General features: G+C 68.4%; 24 protein-coding genes. 4 read left to right on the top strand and 20 right to left on the bottom strand.

Annotated elements, in window-relative coordinates; translation table 11 throughout:
- Positions 1-12 precede the first annotated feature (12 nt).
- The 10 genes from flgK to flgB all read right to left on the bottom strand — a co-directional run bounded on the left by flgK (position 13) and on the right by flgB (position 8,586).
- The gene (gene flgK, locus L3N39_RS00930) at positions 13-1,410 is read right to left on the bottom strand and encodes a flagellar hook-associated protein FlgK (protein WP_237255339.1); all 1,398 of its coding nucleotides are present in this window, start codon (positions 1,408-1,410) and stop codon (positions 13-15) included.
- A complete protein-coding gene (locus L3N39_RS00925; protein WP_237255338.1) occupies positions 1,407-2,399 on the bottom strand; it encodes a lytic transglycosylase domain-containing protein in 993 nt (330 codons plus the stop codon). The genes flgK and L3N39_RS00925 overlap by 4 nt, the downstream gene beginning before the upstream one ends.
- Positions 2,400-2,564: 165 nt before the next feature.
- Entirely contained in the window at positions 2,565-3,662 is a 1,098-nt protein-coding gene (locus tag L3N39_RS00920; RefSeq protein WP_237255337.1) for a flagellar basal body P-ring protein FlgI, read from the bottom strand.
- Between the two features lie 9 nt (positions 3,663-3,671).
- On the bottom strand, positions 3,672-4,340 hold the full coding sequence (gene flgH / locus L3N39_RS00915; protein WP_237255336.1) for a flagellar basal body L-ring protein FlgH: 669 nt from the start codon (positions 4,338-4,340) through the stop codon (positions 3,672-3,674).
- On the bottom strand, positions 4,340-5,125 hold the full coding sequence (gene flgG, locus L3N39_RS00910; protein WP_061337817.1) for a flagellar basal-body rod protein FlgG: 786 nt from the start codon (positions 5,123-5,125) through the stop codon (positions 4,340-4,342). Before flgG ends, flgH begins: the two co-directional genes overlap by 1 nt.
- Positions 5,126-5,139: 14 nt before the next feature.
- Positions 5,140-5,868: a flagellar basal body rod protein FlgF gene (locus tag L3N39_RS00905; RefSeq protein WP_061337819.1), complete on the bottom strand. Its 729-nt coding sequence runs from the start codon at positions 5,866-5,868 to the stop codon at positions 5,140-5,142.
- A 9-nt stretch (positions 5,869-5,877) separates the two neighbouring features.
- Entirely contained in the window at positions 5,878-7,068 is a 1,191-nt protein-coding gene (gene flgE, locus L3N39_RS00900) for a flagellar hook protein FlgE (protein WP_237255335.1), read from the bottom strand.
- A gap of 47 nt (positions 7,069-7,115) precedes the next feature.
- Positions 7,116-7,796 (bottom strand): flagellar hook capping FlgD N-terminal domain-containing protein, encoded by a 681-nt coding sequence (locus L3N39_RS00895; protein ID WP_237255334.1) that lies wholly within the window; start codon positions 7,794-7,796, stop codon positions 7,116-7,118.
- Positions 7,796-8,224: a flagellar basal body rod protein FlgC gene (flgC, locus tag L3N39_RS00890; protein ID WP_237255333.1), complete on the bottom strand. Its 429-nt coding sequence runs from the start codon at positions 8,222-8,224 to the stop codon at positions 7,796-7,798. Before flgC ends, L3N39_RS00895 begins: the two co-directional genes overlap by 1 nt.
- Positions 8,224-8,586 (bottom strand): flagellar basal body rod protein FlgB, encoded by a 363-nt coding sequence (gene flgB, locus L3N39_RS00885; protein WP_237255332.1) that lies wholly within the window; start codon positions 8,584-8,586, stop codon positions 8,224-8,226. Before flgB ends, flgC begins: the two co-directional genes overlap by 1 nt.
- A 144-nt stretch (positions 8,587-8,730) precedes the next feature.
- Between flgB and flgA the strand changes: the two genes are divergently transcribed.
- The 4 genes from flgA to L3N39_RS00865 all read left to right on the top strand — a co-directional run bounded on the left by flgA (position 8,731) and on the right by L3N39_RS00865 (position 12,212).
- Entirely contained in the window at positions 8,731-9,483 is a 753-nt protein-coding gene (gene flgA, locus L3N39_RS00880) for a flagellar basal body P-ring formation chaperone FlgA (RefSeq protein WP_237255331.1), read from the top strand.
- Between the two features lie 185 nt (positions 9,484-9,668).
- Positions 9,669-10,577: a lateral flagellin LafA gene (gene lafA, locus L3N39_RS00875; RefSeq protein ID WP_237255330.1), complete on the top strand. Its 909-nt coding sequence runs from the start codon at positions 9,669-9,671 to the stop codon at positions 10,575-10,577.
- 262 nt (positions 10,578-10,839) lie between these two features.
- On the top strand, positions 10,840-11,733 hold the full coding sequence (locus L3N39_RS00870) for a winged helix-turn-helix domain-containing protein (RefSeq protein ID WP_237255329.1): 894 nt from the start codon (positions 10,840-10,842) through the stop codon (positions 11,731-11,733).
- Positions 11,730-12,212, top strand: a complete 483-nt coding sequence (locus L3N39_RS00865) for a hypothetical protein (protein WP_237255328.1) — start codon at positions 11,730-11,732, stop codon at positions 12,210-12,212. The genes L3N39_RS00870 and L3N39_RS00865 overlap by 4 nt, the downstream gene beginning before the upstream one ends.
- Before the next feature lie 13 nt (positions 12,213-12,225).
- On the opposite strand, the gene L3N39_RS00860 is transcribed toward L3N39_RS00865, so the two are convergent.
- From L3N39_RS00860 to flgM, 10 genes are all read right to left on the bottom strand, one after another.
- Positions 12,226-13,134 carry an OmpA family protein gene (locus L3N39_RS00860; protein ID WP_237255327.1) on the bottom strand — a complete coding sequence of 303 codons (909 nt, stop codon included), beginning with the start codon at positions 13,132-13,134 and terminating at the stop codon, positions 12,226-12,228.
- A complete protein-coding gene (motA, locus tag L3N39_RS00855; RefSeq protein ID WP_237255326.1) occupies positions 13,131-14,003 on the bottom strand; it encodes a flagellar motor stator protein MotA in 873 nt (290 codons plus the stop codon). The genes L3N39_RS00860 and motA overlap by 4 nt, the downstream gene beginning before the upstream one ends.
- A gap of 2 nt (positions 14,004-14,005) precedes the next feature.
- Positions 14,006-14,740 carry a FliA/WhiG family RNA polymerase sigma factor gene (locus tag L3N39_RS00850; RefSeq protein ID WP_237255325.1) on the bottom strand — a complete coding sequence of 245 codons (735 nt, stop codon included), beginning with the start codon at positions 14,738-14,740 and terminating at the stop codon, positions 14,006-14,008.
- Positions 14,741-14,750: 10 nt separating this feature from the next.
- Positions 14,751-15,206: a flagellar basal body-associated FliL family protein gene (locus tag L3N39_RS00845; RefSeq protein WP_237255324.1), complete on the bottom strand. Its 456-nt coding sequence runs from the start codon at positions 15,204-15,206 to the stop codon at positions 14,751-14,753.
- A gap of 32 nt (positions 15,207-15,238) precedes the next feature.
- Positions 15,239-16,345 (bottom strand): flagellar hook-length control protein FliK, encoded by a 1,107-nt coding sequence (locus L3N39_RS00840; protein WP_237255921.1) that lies wholly within the window; start codon positions 16,343-16,345, stop codon positions 15,239-15,241.
- Complete coding sequence (locus L3N39_RS00835) at positions 16,345-16,665, bottom strand: hypothetical protein (RefSeq protein ID WP_237255323.1); 321 nt, start codon at positions 16,663-16,665, stop codon at positions 16,345-16,347. Before L3N39_RS00835 ends, L3N39_RS00840 begins: the two co-directional genes overlap by 1 nt.
- A complete protein-coding gene (fliS, locus tag L3N39_RS00830; protein ID WP_237255322.1) occupies positions 16,649-17,044 on the bottom strand; it encodes a flagellar export chaperone FliS in 396 nt (131 codons plus the stop codon). The genes L3N39_RS00835 and fliS overlap by 17 nt, the downstream gene beginning before the upstream one ends.
- Entirely contained in the window at positions 17,041-18,312 is a 1,272-nt protein-coding gene (gene fliD, locus L3N39_RS00825) for a flagellar filament capping protein FliD (RefSeq protein WP_237255321.1), read from the bottom strand. Before fliD ends, fliS begins: the two co-directional genes overlap by 4 nt.
- Before the next feature lie 234 nt (positions 18,313-18,546).
- Positions 18,547-18,987 carry a flagellar export chaperone FlgN gene (gene flgN / locus L3N39_RS00820; RefSeq protein WP_237255320.1) on the bottom strand — a complete coding sequence of 147 codons (441 nt, stop codon included), beginning with the start codon at positions 18,985-18,987 and terminating at the stop codon, positions 18,547-18,549.
- Positions 18,984-19,259 carry a flagellar biosynthesis anti-sigma factor FlgM gene (gene flgM, locus L3N39_RS00815; protein ID WP_237255319.1) on the bottom strand — a complete coding sequence of 92 codons (276 nt, stop codon included), beginning with the start codon at positions 19,257-19,259 and terminating at the stop codon, positions 18,984-18,986. Before flgM ends, flgN begins: the two co-directional genes overlap by 4 nt.
- Positions 19,260-19,345: the final 86 nt, after the last annotated feature.

Below are 19,345 nucleotides of genomic sequence, written 5' to 3'. Positions count from 1 at the left end.
CCTTCGGCCGGCTCAGAACATGGCCAGCACGGCGTTGAACAGTTCGTTGGAGGTACCGATGACCTTCATGTTGGCCTGGTAGGCCTGCTGGTAGGCCATCAGGTTGGCGGCCTCCTCGTCGAGGTTCACCGCGCTGACGCTGTCGCGCTGCGCCTGGGCCTGCTCGGCGACCACCGTGGTGGCGGCCAGGTCCGCCTGGTTCTGCCGGCTGGCGCTGGCGATGCGCCCGACCAGCCCGGCGTAGGCATCGTTGAGCGGCACCAGGTCGCCGGCCACGCTGATCTTCGCCGCCTTGGTCTCGAGCAGGGCCAGCAGCACCTGGTTGTCGCCGACCACCGGCACCGGCTGGCCATTGGCATCCATGCCCGGCGCTTGGGCGGAAAACGCCAGCTGGCGGGTGGACAGCGCATTGACGGTCAGCAGTGCGCTGGTGCTGCTGGCGTCGTAGCTGAACAGCGGCTGGCCGGGATTGCCGTCCAGGTCGTAGCCGGTGGCCAGGGTGTCGTTGACCCGCTGCGCCAGCGCGCCGGCCATGTCGTGCAGGTCGGCCTGGGCCGGGCGCAGCGCACCGTATTCCATGTCGTAGAGACCGCCGAGCGAGCCGCCGAGGCCCTCCTGCACCAAGGGGAAGCTGGTCTTGGCGAAGACCAGGCTGAGCTGCTGCTCGCCGGCCAGGTTCTCGCCGACCTTCAGCGTGCCGGCGGTGCTGCCGGCGACCAGCGGCTGGCCGTTGGCCAGGGCCACGGTGAGGCTGCCGTCAGCGGCACCCTGCACGCGGATGCCGACGAACTGGCTGAGGTCCTTGACCAGGTTGTCGCGATAGTCGCGCAGGGTCGCGGTATCGCGGCCGGAGGATTCCATCTCGAGGATCTGCTTGTTGAGGTCGGCGATGTTGCTCGCCAGGCCGTTGATCTCGCTGACCATCGACACGCGCTGGCCCTCCAGCGCCTCGAGCTGGATGCCGATGTTGCCGTTCAGGCCGTTGAAGCGCTGCGCCAGCTGCCTGGCCTCGCCGAGGATCTGCTGGCGCAGGGCGATCGACTCGGGCGTCGAGCTGGCCTCGCTGAGCGCGGCATAGAAGTTGTCCAGGCCGACGCTGATGCTCGAGCCTTCGCTGTCGACCAGCCCTTCGAGGGCGCCGAGGTATTGCTGCGTGGTGCCGTAGTACTGCTTTTCGGTGGTCGCGCGCCACAGTTGCTGGTTCTGGAACTCGCTGGCCAGCCGGCGGATGCTGGTCACCTGCACGCCACCGCCGATGCCGGTGGGCGTCTGCCCGCCGAGCGCGTGCTGCTCGGGCGCCAGGCGGCTGAAGCCCGGGGTGTTGACGTTGGCGATGTTCTGTCCGGTCGCGGTGAGGGCGATCTGCGAGGCGCGTACGCCGCTGTAGCCAATCTGACTCAGGATGCTCACGACTGGGGTTCCTTGGATTCGATGCGGATCGGTTGCGCGAAGGCCACCGATAGGTGGCCGCCGACGGCGCGTTGGCTATGCAAGGCGACCGGCGCGCCGGCGGGCTTAAGCGCCTCGCCGTCGTGCTGCGCCTGGCGGGCCGGCGCCGCCTGCAGGTCGCGCAGGATGTTGCGTGTGTAGTTGCGCGTCTCGGCATAGGGGATGCGCTCGACCCAGGCGGCGGTGCCGATCGCGCCGCTACGCGGGTCGCCGAACTGCTTGAGCCACTCGTCGACCTTGCCGGGGCCGGCGTTGTAGGCGGCCAGGGCCAGCGCCTGGTGGCCGTCGTAGCGCGCCAGCATCTTCTCCAGGTAGGCCGAGCCGAGGCGCTTGTTGTACGCGGCGTCCTCGGTCAGGCGTGCCTCGCTGAACGGCAGGCCGAGCTCGCCGGCCATGTCGCGTGCGGTGTCGGGCATCAGCTGCATCAGGCCGCGGGCGCCCTTGGGCGAGACCGCGGCGAGGTTGCCGCTCGATTCGTGGCGGATGACGCTGTCGACCAGCGCCTGGAAGCCGGCCTTGCCGCTGGCCCAGGCCTCGTCGAGCGCCTCGAGGCCGCGCTGCCAGGTACCGCGCAGGGCATGCAGGCCGCCGCCAGCGCTCGGCAGGCCGGCCAGCGCCGCGCCCGGGTGCGCTGTCGGCCCCGCGGCGCCGGCCTCGCCGGAAAGCTGCGCGACGAGCAGGTCGCTGATGCCGGTCTGGCGCTTGGTTGCCAGCGAGTCGGCCAGCGCCTCGTCGTAGAGGTCGCGCATGGTGTCCAGCTCGCGGCTGCGCAGCGGATTGCCGGCGGCCAGCACGTCGCCGGCCTTGCGCATCTGCTTGAGGATCTGCTGCAGGAACATGGCCTCGAACTGCTCGCAGACCGCCTCGAGCTGCTGGCGCCGCGCCGCGCTCGGCCCCTCGTTGCGCGTGCGCAGGCTGGCCAGGTGCTGGGGTAGGGAAACGATGCTCATGCGGCAAGAACCTATTCAAATCTGCTGCGCTTCGGTCCTGCTTCGTTGAAACAGGCTGGGGCGCCAGCCCGGTCAAAAATGCTCATCTACAACCGTAAACTGCGCTTGTTCGCCTGTTTCGCCTCGCAGGCTTCTAGCTCGCGAGACGTGAACAGGCTCTTGTTGCTACATCACGATCAGTTCGGCATTGAGCGCGCCGGCGCGCTCGAGCGACTGCAGGATGCTCATCACGTCATCGGGCGTCGCGCCGAGGCTGTTGATGGTGTTGATGATGCTTTCCAGGCTGGCGCCCTCGGGCCACTGGAACATCGCCTTGCGGTCCTGCTCGACGGCCACGTCGGACTGCGGCACCACCGCGGTCTGGCCACCGGAGAAGGCATTCGGCTGGCTGACCTGCGGCCGCTCGCTGATGGTCACGGTCAGCGTGCCGTGGGCCACCGCCGCCGCCTTCACGCGCACGCCCTCGCCGACCACCACGGTGCCGGTGCGGCTGTTGAACACCACCTTCGGCCGCTCGCGGCCCTGCTCCACGTCCAGCCGTTCGAGCATGGCCATGAAGCTCATGCGCTGGTTGCTCGAGACCGGTGCGCGCAGGCTGACCTTGGTGGCGTTCAGCGCCGTGGCGGTGCCCTTGCCGAAGCGCTCGTCGACGGCATCGACGATATGGCTGACGGTCTGGAAGCTCGGGTCGCGCAGGTTCAGCACCACGTCCGGGCGCACGCCGAAGTCGGTGGGAATGACCCGCTCGACGCTGGCGCCGTTGGGGATCAGCCCGCTGTTGGAGGTGTTGATGGCGACCTTCGAGCCGCTGGCGCCCTCGGCGTTGACGCCGCCGACCACCAGCGCGCCCTGGGCCAGGGCGTAGACCTCGCCGTCGACGCCCTGCAGCGGCGTCATCAGCAGCTGGCCGCCGCGCAGGCTCTTGGCATCGCCCAGCGAGGACACGGTCACGTCGACCGTCTGCCCGGGGCCGTAGGACGGCGGCACGGTGGCGGTGACGGTCACCGCGGCGACGTTCTTCAGCTTGGGGTCGACGTTGGCCGGCAGGTTGATGCCGAACTGCTTGATCATGTTCGCCACCGAGTGGCTGGTGAACTTCACCTGGTTCTTGTCGCCGGTGCCGTCCAGGCCCACGACCAGGCCATAGCCGATCAGCTGGTTGCCGCGCACGCCCTCGATGTCCACCAGGTCCATCAGCGGTACGGCTCCGGCCGGCAGGTGCCAGAGCAGGGCGAGGGCGGCGAGGGTTGCCTTCAGATGCATGGGCGGACCTCAGAGGGGAAACAGCGGGTGGCTGAAGAAGCGCGTCAGCCAGCCAGCGGTGTTGCTGTCGTTGAGCACGCCGCGCCCGGCGTAGGAAATTCGCGCGTCGGCGATGTTCTGCGACGACACCTGGTTGAAGCGATTGATGTCGTCCATGCGCACCAGGCCGGTGAGGCGGATGTATTCGTCGCCCTGGTTCAGGCGCAGCTTCTTTTCGCCCTTGACCAGTAGCGTGCCGTTGGGCAGCACGCGGTGCACGGTGACCGCGATCGAGCCGCGCAGGGTGTTCTGCTGCGAACTCTTGGCCGAGCCGCTGAACTCGCGCTCGCCGGAGGCCGAGGTCTCCAGGTCCGGGTAGCGCTTGCCGAGCACGGTGGGCACGCCGATGCCGATGCTCGATTCCTTGCCGAAACTGGTGCCGGCACTCTTGCTCGACTGGGTCGACTCGTCGAGCACGATGGTGAGGATGTCGCCGACCCGCACCGCACGACGGTCGTGCAGCAGCGAGCCGGCGTGGCCGGCGCGGAACAGCCCGCCGCTGGTGGTCGGCGGCAGGCTGTAGTCCAGTTCCAGCGGCTCGTACTCGCTGGAATCCTCGTCGGGGCGCAGCTCGTCGAAGCTGGCGCAGCCACCGAGCAGCAAGGAGGCGAGCAGCAGGGCGATCGGCTTCATCGGCATCACACGGTCTGGTTGAGGAACTGCTGCATGCCGCTGGCGGCGTCGAGCACCTTGGCGTTGGCCTCGTAGGCGCGCTGGATGGCGATCATGTTCACCATGGCCTCGACCACCTGCACGTTGGAGCCCTCGAGCACGCCCTGCTTGAGCTGGCCGAGGCCTTCCTCGCCGGCCACGCCCTCGACCGGCTCGCCGCTGGCGACGCTCTCGCGGTAGAGGTTGCCGCCGAGCGCTTCCAGGCCGCCGGGGTTGGTGAAGTTGACCAGGGTGATCTGGCCGAGCTCGGAGGGCAGGGTGTCGCCCGGCAGGATCGCGGTGACGATGCCGTCGGCGCCGACGGTAAAGCCGGTGCTGCCCTCGGGCACTTCGATCGCCGGAGTCAGCGGCAGGCCCTGGGCGTTGACCATCATGCCCTCGGCGTTGAGCTGGAACTGGCCGTTCTCGGTATAGAGGATGTCGCCGTTGGGCGCCTCGACCTGGAAGAAGCCGCGGCCGACGATCGCCAGATCCATCGGCTGGCCGGTGGTCTGCATGCTGCCTTCGGTGAACACCTTCTGCGTGCCGGCCAGCCGCACGCCGCTGCCGAGCTGGATGCCCGAGGGCACGGTGTTGATCTCGTCGGCCTGGGCGCCGGGCTGTTTCTCGATGGTGTAGAACAGGTCCTCGAAGACCGCGCGGTCGCTCTTGAAACCGTTGGTGTTGACGTTGGCCAGGTTGTTGGCGACGGTCGACATGGCCTTGTCCTGGGCGGCCAGGCCGGTCTTGCTGACCCAAAGTGCGGAATTCATGCGTTATCTCCCGATCAGCTGCCGCGGATCATCCGGTTGCCCGCCTCGGAGAGGTCCTCGGCGGCTTTCATCATCTTTACCTGGGTTTCGAACAGGCGGTTCAGGCTCATGGTCGAGGCCAGCTCGTCGATCGCCGAGACGTTGCTCGACTCGAGAAAGCCGCTGGCCAGGCGCACCTCCTCGCTCGGCGCGGCCGGCTGGCCGTCGCGCGTGACCAGGAGGCCGGCCTGGTTCTTCGTGAGGTTCGCCGCCGGCACGTCGACCAGGCGGATGCGGTCGACCTCGGCCATCACCCAGTCGCCCGGGGCCATGATCGATACGGTGCCGTCGTTGCCGATCTCCAGCTTGTCGTGCTCGGGGAGCACGATCGGGCCGCCCTCGCCGAGCACCGCACGACCGTTGAGCGTCAGCCGCCCCTCGGCGTCGATCTGCAGGTTGCCCTGGCGGGTATAGGCCTCGCCGGCGCCGTCCTCGACGACGATCAGGCCGCTGCCCTTGACGGCGAAGTCCAGCTCGCGGCCGGTGGCCACCAGCGCGCCGCCGGCCAGGCTGACGCCGTTGTTCTCGACCACGGCCATGTGCCGGCTGTCGTAGCCGTAGCCCTCTACCGCCACCGCTTCGGCGCGCTCGAGGTCGGCGCGAAAGCCGGGGGTGTTGACGTTGGCCAGGTTATTGGCACGCACCTGCAGCGCCATCATGGTGCGGCTGGCGGCGGTCATTGCGGTATAGCCCAGACGGTCCATGCGCTAGCCTCAGATCGCGGCGAACAGGGCCTGGGTCAGTTCCTTGTTCGTGGAAATGACCTGGGTGTTCGCCTGGTAATTGCGCTGGCCTTCCATCAGCCCGACCAGCTGCTGGGTGAGGTCGACGTTGGAGCTCTCCAGCGCGCCGGAAGCCAGGGTGCCGAACTGGCCGACGCCCGGTGCGCCGAGCAGCGCGGCGCCGGAGGCGGCCGTCTCGCTCCAGGCGGTGCCGCTGATGTTCTTCAGCCCTTCGGCGTTGACGAAGCTGGCCAGCACCACCTGGCCCTGGAGCATGCGCTCGCCGTTGGAGTAGTTGGCGTAGACGCGGCCGTCCTTTTCCACGCTCATGCCGGTCTGCTCGCCGGCGGCGTAGCCGGTGGCGCGGTTGCCGGTGACGCTGAAGGCCGAGCCGTACTGGCTGCTGCCGCTGTAGTCCAGGGCGATGACCAGCGGGGCGACGCCGCCGGTGAGGGTGGCGTTGAGGGTGATCGGCGCCAGCGGGCCGGCCAGGTTGCCGGCGGTGTCGAAGCTCAGCGCCTGCGGCCCGCCGGCGAGGGCGGCGCCGTCGACGTAGTAGTGCGCATCCCAGCTGTTGTCGGCGGTCTTGACGAAGTACTGGGTCAGGGTGTGTTCCTTGCCCTGGGAGTCGAACAGCTTGGTGGTGTAGGTCGAGTTGTAGCTGTCGGCGACCTGCGGGTCGAAGGCCACGGCCGGCACCTCGGCGTCGGCGTCGAGGTTGGCGACAAAGCTCAGGGCATCGCTGGCGCGCGCCGGGATGCCGCCCGAGCGCAGCTGCAGGTCGCCGACGGTGCCGGTCTGCAGCACGCCGTTGGCGTCGGCCGGGTAGCCCTGCAGGCGCCCGCCGAGGCTGTTGGTGATGAAGCTATCCTTGTCGGTGCCGAAGATGCCGGCACGGGTGTAGGCGACGTCGCCATTGCCGGCGCGGGTGACGAAGAAGCCGCCGCCGGAGATCGCCAGGTCGAGGGTGCGATTGGTGGTGGTCAGGGCGCCGCCCTGGCTGATGCTCTGGGTGTGCCCGGTGACTTCCACGCCCATCGCCTGGCTCTCGGCATAGAGGCTGCCGAAGTCGGTGCGCGAGGACTTGAAGCCGACGGTGCCGGCGTTGGCGATGTTGTTGCCGATGGTGCTGAGTTGGTCGTTGACGGCGGACAGGCCGGTCAGGGCGATATTGAAGCTCATGGTCTGCTCTCGATGCTGTCTTTGGGGTTCGCGGGCGTGGGCGCGGCTCAGCCGCCGAGCAGCCCGGCGTCGGCCTGGGCGAACTCGAGAATGTTGTAGAAGGGCACCTGGCCGACGCCCTGCACCTGCAGGACCGGGCCTTCGGCGCTGACGCGCACGTTGTCGACGCGGCCGTTGATTTCGGCCTGCGGGTACTCGCCGGCGTCGGTTTCCAGGCTGATCGCGTAGCGCCCGGCCGGCAGGCCCAGGCGCTGCGGGTCGAGGCTGAAGGGCACCCGCCCGGCGCCGTGCGCGCCGAGCTCGACGGCGGTCTTGTTGCCGTTCGAATCGGTCAGGATCAGGCTACTGCGGCCGGCCGGGTGCTCGAGCTGGAACTGGCCCTCGATCGGCTGGCCGTCGAGCTCCAGCGCCTCGGCGGCGACGCTGACCTGCTGGCCGACCAGGCCGGCGGCGGTGAGCGTCTGCAGGTTGTCGAGCAGCACCAGGTTGTTCTGCGTCAGCGCGGTCATGTTCTCCATGCTCTTGACCTGCGCCATCGCCGAGTACTGGTTGAGGAACTCGGTGCTGTCGACCGGCTTGGTCGGATCCTGGTTCTTGATCTGCGCGACCATCAGGCTGATGAAGTTGTTCTCCATGGTCGCCGCGTCGCCGACGTTGACCGCGCGCTTGACCGCGTCGAGCGAATTGCCGGCGAGGCTGCCATCGAGCACCGAATTGACCGAACCCATCAGGCTTCTCCCAGGCGCAGCAGGCTCTGCTGCATGCTTTTCACGCGGTTGAGCACCTCGACGCCGGTCTCGAAGCTGCGCGTGGCCGACATCATGTCGGTCATCTCCTCGATCTCGTTGATGTCGGGGTAGTAGACGTAGCCCTCGCCGTCGGCCAGCGGGTTGCCCGGCTCGTAGCGGCGCTTGGGTTCGGCGCCCGAGGCGACCACGTCGAGCACCTGCACGTGGGCGCCGCCGAGGCCGACGCCGCGGGTCAGCGAGTCGTTCTCGTAGACCGCGGCGAACAGCGGCCGGCGCGCCTGGTAGACGTCCGCCGGGTCGGCGGCCGCCGAGTCGGTGTTGGCCAGGTTGCTGGCCACGGTGTTCAGGCGCACGGTCTGCGCGTTCATCGACGAGCCGGCGATGCGGTAGATGGAATCGAATGACATCAGCGACCCTCGATGGCCTGCTTCAGGCCGCGGAATTTCATGGTCAGGAAGGTCAGGCTGGTCTGGAAATCCATGGAGTTGCGCGAGAACTGCGCCTGTTCCACCGCCAGCTCGACGGTGTTGCCGTCCTGCGAGGCCTGGGTCGGCACGCGATAGAGCATGCGTGGGTCGCTGCCGGCGAGCGCCAGGCGCGGCTCGCGGCCTTCCAGGCGGCGCATTTCCTGGGCGAAATCGATGTCGCGGGCCTGGAAGCCGGGGGTGTCCTCGTTGGCCAGATTCGCCGCCAGGATCTCGCTGCGCTGCATGTGCAGCTCGAGGGCGCGTTCGTGAACGCCCACTGCGTCGTCAATCCGAATACTCATCTGCTACCTCGTACGAACGGGGCAGGCCGTTGGCCCGCATTTTGTTGCAGATGAATTAGCAGAAAGCGTGCCGGCTTGTAGAAGATGGTTAACCTATTGAAAAACAACGATTTATTTAAAATGAACTCGAGGCACCAAGCCGCCGTGCTTCCGCCTGCGGGGTCGCTTGGGCGAGCAGGCGGAAGCCTGGTTTCCGCCCTGGCGCTGGGCCTGCTGCTCACCGCGCAGCCGGCCAGGGGCGCCGGGCCGGCGACGCAGCAGATCGAGCAGGCCGTGGGGGCGTTCTTCGAGCAGGGCCTGGGCCGCGAAGCCGCGCGGCGGGGCTGGCAGGGCATGCGCATCACCCGCCGCCTCGAGCTGCCGCCCGCCGCCACGCACCTGCCGGCGTGCACGTCCGCGCCCGAGGTGCGTGCCACCGGCGCGGCGGCCTCCCTGCTGGAGCGCCAGCAGCTGCGCATCCACTGCCCGGACGCGGGCGGCTGGACGCTGGATGCCAGCGCCCAGGCCAGCGTCTCGTTGCCGGTGGCTCACGCCGCCGGGTTGATCGAGCGCGGCCAGGCGATCGGTGCGGCCGATCTCGTCTTCGAGCGCATCAACGTCGCCAAGGCGCAGCGCGGCTACTACAACCAACCCGCCGAGGTGGCCGGCATGGCCGCCAAGCGGCGCATCCGTGCCGGCCAGCTGATTACCCCGGCGCTGCTGGCCCAGCCCCTGGCGGTGCGGCGCGGCGAGGCGGTGAAGATCATCGCCAGCCAGGACGGCATCGAGGCCAGCACGGCCGGCGAAGCCCTGGCCGACGGCCAGCCGGGCGAGGTGATCCGCGTGCGCAACGTGCGCAGCGGCAAGGTGATCGATGCCAAGGTGCAGGAAAGCGGGGTGGTGGCGAGCATCTTCTGATGCCGCCGGGAGCGGCGACAGACGGCGCAGGCCCCGGCCCGCGCGGGCTGCAGGCGGGGGGCCGTGGGCTAGTCGGAAATTTTTTGGCGCCGGGATTTAAGCGCCGTTCGGGGCCTGTCGTCTTACCCCTTCAGCAGGCAGTCAAGCCGGCGCCTACCGCCCACCTAGCACGAAGGATTTTCATCATGGCCCTGTCCATCCACACGAACTACTCCTCGCTGGTTACCCAGACCAACCTGAGCAAGACCAACAACGCCCTGGGCACCAACCAGCAGCGCCTGGGCACCGGCCTGCGCATCAACAGCGCCGCCGACGATGCCGCCGGCCTGCAGATCGCCACCCGCCTGAACGCCCAGAGCCGCGGCATGGGCGTGGCCATGCGCAACACCAGCGACGCCGTATCCCTGCTGCAGACCGCAGAAGGCGCGTTCAACGAGATGACCGATATCGTTCAGCGTATGAAGGATCTGGCGACTCAGGGCGCTAACGGGACCAACAGCGGCGCTGACCTGATCTCCCTGCAAAGCGAATACGACGAGCTCGGCAAAGAACTGAACAACATCGTCAAGAATACCCGCTACGCTGGTGAGACCCTGTTCAGCGATGGCACGGCTGTTAACGGCACGGCCGGCAAGTTTTCCGCTGACGTCACCTTCCAAATCGGTGCCAGCGAAGCTGAGACGATGGCTTTCTCCGGTGGCACCCAGCTGGGCAAAGTGGGCGCCGCTCTTGTAGCAGCTTCTGCCTCGTTCAACACCGGTGCAGTTGGTACCGAGATCGCTAATTCCGCTGATCCGACCACCGCAACTAACGCTAACGCTGGCGCCACCATCACGCTGCTCGAAACCACGCTGAATGAACTCGGCTCGATGCGTGCCAAGTTCGGCGCTGGCATCAACCGCCTGAACCACACCAACAACAACCTGGCCAACATGAAGGACAACACCGAGATGGCAAAAGGTCGCATCATGGATGCCGACTTCGCCTCGGAAAGCGCCAACATGACCAAGAACAGCATGCTGATGCAGTCCGGCATCTCCATGCTCAAGCAAGCCGGCCAGATGCCGAGCATGGTCATGGGCCTGCTGGGCTAAGCCCTGGCGCCATCGACGCTCTGAAGAACGCCCCGCCTTCTGCGGGGCGTTTTTTTTGGGGTTGGAAAAGCGTCGGCGCAACGGATCGACGGACGGCTGGCGTCTTTATTCATGCGGGCTGGCGGGTGCTGATGCCTGTGTCTTGGCGCCTGTAGGGGCAGGTGTCAAAAAGAGCTCCATTGCGCATACAAAAAAGTGACGCCAAGATACCGCCGACTGTGTCACATACCGACCCTGAACCAGCGCCCAATTTGCTTGCACCATGACCCCATCCCTGACCCCCCAGGCCACCGATGCCGTTGTTTGCACGCTTCTGATCACCGGAAGGGCGGAGTGTCGCGCCCGCTTCGAGCATGGCTCCTACCAGCTGGTGCTCTGTCGCGAGGGCGCCGAAGAGCGGCTGGACCTCGGCTTTTCCGGCAGCCGCCTGCTCGAGCGCCTGCTGCGCACGCCCGGCCAGGTGGTCTCGCGCGACGAGCTGCTGCAGTACGCCTGGGAAGACCGGGTGGTCAGCCAGGGCAGTCTGAACCAGCAGGTCTACACCCTGCGCCAGATGCTGTTCGATGCGTCGAACCAGATCATCCAGACGCTGCCGCGGCGCGGCTACCTGTTCAACCCGGCCTTCATCGAAGGCCCTGCCATGGAGCAGGCGCCAGCGGCGGTGCCACCGCACGCGGAGCCGGTGGAAGCGGCCGTGGTGCAAGCATTGCCGGAGATCACCCCGATGGCGGTCGAGGCCGAGGCTACGGTCGCCCCGCTGGCCAGCCCGGCGCCGGTGCGGCGCGGCTGGTCGCGTGCCGGCGGCCTGCTGGCCGGCAGTGCGCTGGCCATCCTCCTGGCCGTGGCCACCCTCGGCATGCGCCTGTGGGATGCGCCTGCCGCGCCGCACAGCCGCTCGGTGGGGCTGGGTGACCTGCAGGTGCTGTACATCGACAAGACGCCGCTGCAACTGGAGCGGCTGGTCAGCGAGACGCGTCAGCTGGTCTCGGCGCTGGCCGGCATGAGCACCCGGCCGGCCCGGCTGATCGTCAATGCCTCGCCGGGCTTCTACGAGATTCGCTGCCTGCGCGACGACGGGCGGATCAACTGGCTCAAGGTCCACCATTCGCAACTGCACAGTGTGCCCGACGCCCAGCTGCAAGGATGCCTGCAATGACCCGCCAGATCGAAACGGGGGCCATCACCCGCCACCTGCTGCGCCTGATGGTGCCCACCGCACTGGGCCTCTGGGCGTTCGTCGCCACCGGCACCACGAGCAACTTCTCGGCAGCCCTCGAAGGCCACTACAGCTCCAGCGGCGAAGTGCTGCTGAGCAACGGCTCGGTGCTCAAGGTGCACCAGAGCCTGGCTTTCCACGATGGCCGCTTCTATGCGCTGACGCGCAATGCGCCGGCAGTGGCGGAAGCCTCCGGCCGGGTCGAGACCGACCTGCGCGGGCGCACCCGCCTGGTGGTCGAGCAGGGCTCGATCACCGGCCTGGAGGCGGCCGGCGAGCTGGACAACGAGCTGGTATTCAACCTCTTCTACGGCAAGCACCAGGGCGCGCGCATCACGCTCGAACAGGTCGGCGCCTGCCTCTACGGCGTGGAGACCCAGCAGGTCTACTGCGCCGCGAGCCAGCCCGGCAGCCTGTGACGGCGCGCGGCACTCAGCTGCCGCTGCGGTAGCGCGCGCCCTCCTGGGAAAAGCGCACCTGCTGGTAGCTGTCGCCGAACAGCTCGCGATACAACCCCTCGGCCGAGTCGGTCAGCAAGAGGATCTCCACCCGGCGGTTGACGCCGCTCTGCGGCTCGTCCGGCTTGAGCGGCATCACATCGGCCTGGGCGGTCACCTGCAGCACCGCGGCGGCCGGCAGGCCGGAGGCCACCAGCACGTTGCGCGCGCGCAGGGCGCGGTCGCCGGACAGGTTCCAGTTGTCGTAGCCGCCGGCGCTGCGGTAGGCGGTGGCGTCGGTATGGCCGCTGATGATCAGCTTGTTGTCGACCTTGGCCAGCACCGCGGCCAGGCGTGCCAAGAGGGTACGAAAGTGCGGGTCGAGCACGGCGCTGCCGCGTTCGAACATGAAGCGCTCGCGGTCGTCCTTGATCAGGATGCGCAGGCCCTGGGGCACCACCTCCACCTCCAGGTTGGCCAGCGCATCGACTTCCTTGGCGACATCCTTCATCAGCGCGGCCAGTGCCTGCAGCTCGGCGCTCGAGCCATAGCGGCGGCTGCCGTCCTCGGCGCTGTCGGCCTCCCGCTCGCGCGGCGGCTCGGCCTGGGCCTGGCGGATCGGCACGCCGTCGAGCTCCAGCGGCGAGGTGCTGGTGCCGTCGAACACGCCGGCGCCGCCGTCCACCAGGGGGTTGCTGTCCTCGTTTCCGAACGCCGGGTTGGTCAGCTCCAGGCGCGGCTGGACGATCCACAGCACCATGAACAGCGCCATCATCGCCAGGGTGAAATCGGCGAACGCCACCTTCCAGGCGCCGCCGTGCGCCTCGTCGTGGCCCTTCTTGCTGCGCCGCTTGACGATGATCTCGTGCTCGGCGCCGCCCTTGCCCTTGCCGCGCATGCTCATGCCGCGTCCCTTTCTTCCTCGTACTGGTTGACCCAGACCTCGAGCTGGCGGAAGGCCGGCTTGACGTCCTGCTCGATCAGCTTGCGCCCGGCGTCCACCGCCAGCAGCGTCGGCTTGCCGGCCAGGTGCGCGACCAGCGTGGTGCGCACGCACTCGAGCGCCGAAAGCTCGGTCTTGATGCGCTGGCTCATGGCGTTGGAGAGCGGCTCGGCCAGGCAGTAGCAGAAGAAGATGCCGAGGAAGGTGCCGACCAGTGCCGCGGCGACGTGGGCGCCGACCTCGGCGATCGAGCCGCCGATGCTGCCCATGGTGATGATGATGCCCATGATCGCGGCGAGGATGCCGAAGCCGGGCATCGCCTCACCGACCTTGTGCAGCGAGCGCGCCGGTTGCAGCAGGGCGTGCTCCATGGCCTCGAGTTCCTGCTCGAGGAAGCCCTCGAGCTCGTGGGCGCTGATCTTGCCCATGGCCATCAGGCGGAAGTTGTCGGCGATGAAGGCCATCAGGTTGCGTTCCTTGAGGATCATCGGGTAGCGCGCGAACAGGTCGCTTTCCTCCGGCTCCTCGATGTGCGCGTCGAGCACCTTCAGGCCGCCGACGTCGACCATCTCCAGCAGCTCGTAGAGCAGCATCAGCAGTTGGCGCTGGAACTCCTCGCCGCGGCGCTGGTAGACGAACACGCCGCGGATCTGCGAGAGCATCTCGACCAGCACTTCCTTGGGGTTGCCCACCACCAGGCTGCCGATCGCCGCGCCGAGGATGATCAGCACTTCGGCCGGCTGCCAGAGCACGCGCATGTCGCCATTGGCCATGGCGTAGCCGCCCAGCACGCAGGCGATGATGATCAGGGCTCCCAGAACTTTCTGCATGACTACTGACTTCTCTCGGTTAGGAAGCGACAGCACTTGCCGATCGCCTGTTTGCTCAACTGACAGACCCGGGCATCGCTGACTTCCAGCACCAGGGCGATTTCCTTCAGGCTCAGCTCGTGCTGGTAGTACAGCGTCAGCACCAGCCGTTCGCGTTCGTCCAGCCGGGCCAGGGCCTGCTGCAGCAGGCGCTCCCTGACCAGCCGGTCCTCGAGCAGCTCGCCCTGCTCGGCGAACTGTTCGTGGCCGTCGTGCAACAGCTCGTCGAGGCTTTCGAGCGCTTCGGACGAATCGGCCCAGAGGTAGTCCTGGTAGTCCTGCTCATCCAGCCCGGTGGCGGCGCGGATTTCCTCGTCGCTGGGCTGGCGGCCGAGCTGGCGCATCAGCGCGCGGATCGCGTCGCGCACCTTGTGCACCTGCTGGCGCACCTGGCGCGGACGCCAATCCTGGCGGCGCAGCTCATCGAGGATGGCGCCGCGGATGCGCAGCGCGGCAAAGCGGCCGAAGCCCTCGTCCGGCTCGCCGTAGCGACGCAGGCACTCGAGCAGGCCGATCATGCCGATCTGCTCCATGTCCTCGCGGTCGAGCACCTGGTTGGTCTGCAGCGCCAGCTGGCGGACGATGCGCTTGACCAGCGGCAGGTACTGCAGCATCCAGCGCTGCTCGGCGCCCGGGGCGAACAGGGCCGGGGCGGACGGGGCATTGCCGTAGTAGTCGATGGCGCAGGAAAGGCTCATGGCGCTTGCCCTACTGGACGATCAGCTTGTTGACCAGCACGTGCTCGAAGGGCACCGCGGCCTGCTTGCTGGCGAAATCGGCGAACAGCGCCTGCTCCAGGCGCGCCTGCAGCTCGGCGATCTTCAGCTCGCGCAGCTCCTGGAAACCGAAGCCGGACAGGTAGCTGACCACCGAGTTGCGCACCAGCGGCTCGACCTGGGCGAAGTCGCGCGGCTCCTCGGCGCGCTGCGCCTGCAGTGCCAGGTCGAGGACGAAGTAGTGCTCGCGGTTGTCGCCGCGCACGCTGACGATCACTTTCGGCACCGCATAGAACTCGTACTCCAGCGGCTCGGCGGCGGCCGGCTCGCTGGCTGCCAGCGCCTCGCCCAGGCCCGGGCGCAGCAGCCAGTAGGCCGCGCCCACGCCACCGGCAACGGTGACGACGTTGAGCAGCAGCATCAGCAGAACCACACGGGAGGTCGACATAACTCACTCACATTCGTTTGTTGAAAAAGGGGTCAGACGGTCACCAGCACATCGCGCGGGCGCGTGCCGCTGGTACCGGCCGTTTCAGCGGGCGCTGCAGAGTTGGCTGCCACCGGCTCGTCGGCCAGCCAGGGCGCCTGGCGCCGCGACTGGCCATGGCCACTGCCGCCCTCGGCACCGACCTGCACCTGCACCTGGACGAACTGCTGGCCGACCAGCTCCTGGCGCAGGCGCTCGCTGGTCTGTTGCAGCAGCCGCGCGACGTCGGCATTGGCCGCGCTGAGCTGCACATGCAGCCGGCCGGATTCGTGGCTGAGCAGGATTTCCAGGCTGCCCAGTTCCGGCGGGTCGAGGCGGATGGTCGCGCTCTGGCTGCGCTGGGCCAGCTGCAGCTCGACGTTCTCGCGCAGTGTCTGGAGCATCTGCTCGCCCCAGCGCGCCTCGGGTGCCTGCAGCCGGAGGCTGCGCTCGGCACCGCCGGCAGGGCTGGCTGCGCCGCGTTCGGCAGCCGGGAGCGCGGTCGGGCCAGGCTCGCCCGACGGCTCGCCGGCGCCGTCTTCGAGCGCCTCGGCGAGCGCCGCGACGGCCTCCGGGGCCAGGCTCGCGGGCGCCGCTGGAGTGGCTTCGCCGCCGCTTGTGCTCGGCAGGCCGTCCAGGCGCGTGCCCTGGGCCGCCGTCGCGCCGGGTACCACGGCCAGGTCGCCCGGCTCCTGGCGCGGCGCGGCAGGCGGTGCCATTCGAAGCGCCAGGGCGGCGGCCGCCGCCGGCAACGGCTCGCCAGGCTCGACGTCCTGCTGGCTGCGTGCCTGGCCCTGCACCTGTACCTGCACCTGTTGCTGGCCGAGCATGCCCAGCAGCCATTGCTCGGCAGTCAGCGGCGCGTCGCCCTCGGCGGCTTCATCCGCCCGCGTCGGTACCTGCCGTGGCTCGCCAGTGGTTCCGGCCTGGGCCTGTGGCAGGACCGGCAGCGGCTCGGCAGCCGTGCCGAGGGCGTCCAGGCGCTCGGCGAATCCGGCCACGGGCGGCCGCGTCACGAGCGGCCGGGCCGCTGCCTGGCCGAGCGCCGCCAGCGGGCGCAGGCCCTGGCGGTCGCTCGCGACCGGCTGGGTGCTGGCGCCGGTGACCGGGAGGGAATGCATCACGCGCCTTCTCCTGCCTGGAACAGCTCGGTCCGCCCGTAGGCGGCGCGTCCTTCGGCGTAGTCCAGGTGGTTGAGCAGCAGTTGGCGCAGGCGCTCGCACTCGGCGGCGCAGGCGTCGCGGCCATGCGCGTGCAGGGCTTTCAGGCGTGCCCTGGCGCGCTGGGCTTCGACGTCCAGCGGGCGGCCCTGCAGTTCGGTCAGGCGCGCGGCGATGGCCTGGTCGGCGCGGCCGACGGCCTGCCAGTCCTCGGCCGCCAGGGCGTCGGCCAGCTCGGCATGCAGCGCCTCGAAGCGCGCGGCGTCACTGACGGGCGGCACGGACGCCCTCCCAGCCTTCGCGCAGGGTGGTGAGCAGGTGCACGACCTCGTCGAGGCCTTCCAGCGACAGGCTCACGCTGACGTCGGACAGCCGGTAGATGCAGTACTCGTAGAGCCGTGCCAGGCCCTGTACCACTTCGCCGCCGTTGTCCTCGTCGAGCGCGCCGTTGAGGCCGTTGAGGATGTTCATGCACTTCTCCAGCGATTGCCCCTTCTGCTGGTAGCGCTTGTGTTCGATGTGGCCGCGGGCACGGGCCAGCTCGTCGAGCAGGCCGTCCATCAGCACCAGCACCAGTTCGTAGGGCGAGGCCGAGGCGGCGCGCGCTTCCAGGTCGACCGAGCGGTAGCTGTCGTAACAGTCGTTGGGGAGGTAGGTCATCCGAACATTCCCGAGGTCTGCTCCATGCCCTGCATGGTCTGCATCATGTTGGTGTACTGCCTGAGGTAGCGCATGTAGTAGTTGTCGTAGCGGCTCTGCAGGGTCTCGAACTGCTCGTCGATGCGGCGTAGGTTGAGGTCCAGCGTGTCCATGCGATTCTTCAACACGCCGTCGGCGCTGCTGGTGTAGGTGGCGACCGCCTTGTCCAGGCTGTCGATCAGCTGGTCCTTGCCGGTGAACAGCGCCTCGAAGGCGTCCGGGTTGGCGGCGACCGCCTTCTCGAAGCGCGCCGCGTCGAGCGTCAGCTTGCCGTTGCGGTCGGCGCTGATGCCGAAGTCGATCAGGCTCACCCCGCCGAAGCCGGTGCGCAGCAGGCCGTTCAGCCGGCTCTCGATGGAGCGCACGCTGGAGTCACCGGCCAGGGGGCCGCGGCTGGCGCTCTGGCTGCCGCTGGCGGTGAGGCCGTCGATGCTGCCCATCAGCGTGTTGAAGGCGTCGATGAAGGTCTGCACCTGGGTCTTGGTGGCGCTCTTGTCCTGGGCGATGGTCAGGCCCAGCGGCGCGTCGCCGGCGTTGTGCACCTTGCTGACGGTGAGGCTGAGGCCGTCGACCAGGTTGTCGAAGCTGTTGCTCGCGCTGGTCATCTCGATGCCGCCGCTGCCGAAGCTACCGCCCATGCGGATGCGCGCGTCCTGTGCCTGGGACAGTTCCAGGGTGCTGCCGCTGCTGCCGGCCAGGTCGTAGGCGAAGCCGTTGGCCGCGCCGCTCTCGGCACTGCTCAGCACCAGGCTGACCGCGCCGTTGCTGCGCACCAGGGTGGCCTGCACGCCGAGGTCGGCGGTGGCATTGATGGCCTTGGCGGCGTCATCCAGCGTGGCGTAGGCGGAGAGGTCGAAGGCCTGGCCCTTGAGCGTGAGGGTGCCGTTCAGGCTGCCGTCGGCCAGGCCCTGCACGGCGACCTGCTGCTTGCTGGCCAACTGCTCGACATAGAACTGGTAGCTGCCCGGCTGCGCGGTGGTGCCGACGCTGGCGCTGGCATAGCCCTCGGCGCTGAAGCTGGCGCTGTTGACCAGCATGCTGGAGGTGCTGGCGCCGAGCTTGGTCAGGGTCGACTTGAAGGTGGTCAGGGCGCTGCGCAGCGAGCTCAGCGCGGTGCGCTGGGCCTTGTAGCTGGTTTCGTTGCGATTGAGCCGGTCCAGCGAAGTCTGCACTTCGTAGGTGGCCAGCTGCGTCGCCATCTGCTGCACGTAAGCGGAATCTATCGCCATGGTCGGTCCCCTTCCTCGAATGAGTCTTAGCAATATGGGTGCCAGATCACAAATGCTTGATTTACAAGCCTTTTAGCGAATCTGGAGGAGAAGGCCCGCTTCCGCTTCGGCGGGCGAAGGGGAGGCGGGGAAGCGCCGTTTCCGCTACGGACGAAGCGGTGGACGGTCACAGGGAAAAGGCGACGCGGCCGGCGTGCGGCTTAAGGCGTGGCGCCGCAGCGCCGAGGGGCAGGCTCAGTAGGGTTGCGGCTGGTAGACGCGGGCGTCGAGGTGGTCGCCGAGCAGCTGCTGGAGGACGTCGTGGTGCATGGCGAGCAGCTTGCCGTTGCGCTCGTTGAGCTGCTGGCAGTGCGCGGCCAGGCTGCCGAGCTGCTGCCATTGGCGGCGCACTTCGCTGGCTTGCGGCTCGGCATAGCCGGCGAGCAGGCGCTGCATGCCGTCCACGTCGCCGGGCAGGCGGAAGGCGGCGAGCACCTTGGCGCGGCGGCGCGCGCGCAGGTCCAGCGCCTCGACATGGCGGGTGATCTGCAGGTTGAGGCGGTCGATTTCCTCGCTGTCGCGCTCGAGCAGGAAGGTGTACAGCGCCTGCATCAGGTCGCGCAGGGCGAGGTAGTCCTCGCCGTCCTGCCGGATGTCGTCGGCGACGACCGCCAGCAGGCGCTCACGCTGGTTCACGCATCGGTCCCGCGGTGGTAGGAGAGCATGCTGGCGGCCAGGTCGGCGGAGTCGCTGCCCAGCTCGCCGCTGGCCAAGGCCTGCTTGAGTGCGGCGACGCGCTCGAGGTCGACCTCGGGCATGGCGCGCAGCGCATCGTGCAGCTGCTCGAGCGGTAGGCTCTCGCTGCCGCGGGCGCTGCTGGCCGGGCTGGCGGGGGCCACGTTCGCCTGGCGCGGCGCGGTGGTTTCGGCAAGGTTGATGGCGGGCTTGAAGTGCCGGCTGATTTCCATGATCGGGTTCCAACGAGGTGGTTACAGCCTATGAGCGACCGAGTCTGGCGGAAACTTTAGCGCATCGCGGAAAAAATCCGCCGGAC

It is taken from the genome of Pseudomonas oligotrophica (genome assembly GCF_021726475.1).
Classification (GTDB): domain Bacteria; phylum Pseudomonadota; class Gammaproteobacteria; order Pseudomonadales; family Pseudomonadaceae; genus Stutzerimonas; species Stutzerimonas oligotrophica.
The sequence above is the reverse complement of the archived record's forward strand: the minus strand, read 5'-3'. Positions and strand labels throughout refer to the sequence as shown.

What these genes read in the sequence shown, in the direction of transcription:
- L3N39_RS00925 (WP_237255338.1), bottom strand. Translation starts at nt 2,399, where the DNA reads ATGAGCATCGTTTCCCTACCCCAGCACCTGGCCAGCCTGCGCACGCGC.
- L3N39_RS00920 (WP_237255337.1), bottom strand. Translation starts at nt 3,662, where the DNA reads ATGCATCTGAAGGCAACCCTCGCCGCCCTCGCCCTGCTCTGGCACCTG.
- flgH (WP_237255336.1), bottom strand. Translation starts at nt 4,340, where the DNA reads ATGCCGATGAAGCCGATCGCCCTGCTGCTCGCCTCCTTGCTGCTCGGT.
- flgG (WP_061337817.1), bottom strand. Translation starts at nt 5,125, where the DNA reads ATGAATTCCGCACTTTGGGTCAGCAAGACCGGCCTGGCCGCCCAGGAC.
- L3N39_RS00905 (WP_061337819.1), bottom strand. Translation starts at nt 5,868, where the DNA reads ATGGACCGTCTGGGCTATACCGCAATGACCGCCGCCAGCCGCACCATG.
- flgE (WP_237255335.1), bottom strand. Translation starts at nt 7,068, where the DNA reads ATGAGCTTCAATATCGCCCTGACCGGCCTGTCCGCCGTCAACGACCAA.
- L3N39_RS00895 (WP_237255334.1), bottom strand. Translation starts at nt 7,796, where the DNA reads ATGGGTTCGGTCAATTCGGTGCTCGATGGCAGCCTCGCCGGCAATTCG.
- flgC (WP_237255333.1), bottom strand. Translation starts at nt 8,224, where the DNA reads ATGTCATTCGATTCCATCTACCGCATCGCCGGCTCGTCGATGAACGCG.
- flgB (WP_237255332.1), bottom strand. Translation starts at nt 8,586, where the DNA reads ATGAGTATTCGGATTGACGACGCAGTGGGCGTTCACGAACGCGCCCTC.
- lafA (WP_237255330.1), top strand. Translation starts at nt 9,669, where the DNA reads ATGGCCCTGTCCATCCACACGAACTACTCCTCGCTGGTTACCCAGACC.
- L3N39_RS00870 (WP_237255329.1), top strand. Translation starts at nt 10,840, where the DNA reads ATGACCCCATCCCTGACCCCCCAGGCCACCGATGCCGTTGTTTGCACG.
- L3N39_RS00865 (WP_237255328.1), top strand. Translation starts at nt 11,730, where the DNA reads ATGACCCGCCAGATCGAAACGGGGGCCATCACCCGCCACCTGCTGCGC.
- L3N39_RS00860 (WP_237255327.1), bottom strand. Translation starts at nt 13,134, where the DNA reads ATGAGCATGCGCGGCAAGGGCAAGGGCGGCGCCGAGCACGAGATCATC.
- motA (WP_237255326.1), bottom strand. Translation starts at nt 14,003, where the DNA reads ATGCAGAAAGTTCTGGGAGCCCTGATCATCATCGCCTGCGTGCTGGGC.
- L3N39_RS00850 (WP_237255325.1), bottom strand. Translation starts at nt 14,740, where the DNA reads ATGAGCCTTTCCTGCGCCATCGACTACTACGGCAATGCCCCGTCCGCC.
- L3N39_RS00845 (WP_237255324.1), bottom strand. Translation starts at nt 15,206, where the DNA reads ATGTCGACCTCCCGTGTGGTTCTGCTGATGCTGCTGCTCAACGTCGTC.
- L3N39_RS00840 (WP_237255921.1), bottom strand. Translation starts at nt 16,345, where the DNA reads ATGCATTCCCTCCCGGTCACCGGCGCCAGCACCCAGCCGGTCGCGAGC.
- fliS (WP_237255322.1), bottom strand. Translation starts at nt 17,044, where the DNA reads ATGACCTACCTCCCCAACGACTGTTACGACAGCTACCGCTCGGTCGAC.
- fliD (WP_237255321.1), bottom strand. Translation starts at nt 18,312, where the DNA reads ATGGCGATAGATTCCGCTTACGTGCAGCAGATGGCGACGCAGCTGGCC.
- flgM (WP_237255319.1), bottom strand. Translation starts at nt 19,259, where the DNA reads ATGGAAATCAGCCGGCACTTCAAGCCCGCCATCAACCTTGCCGAAACC.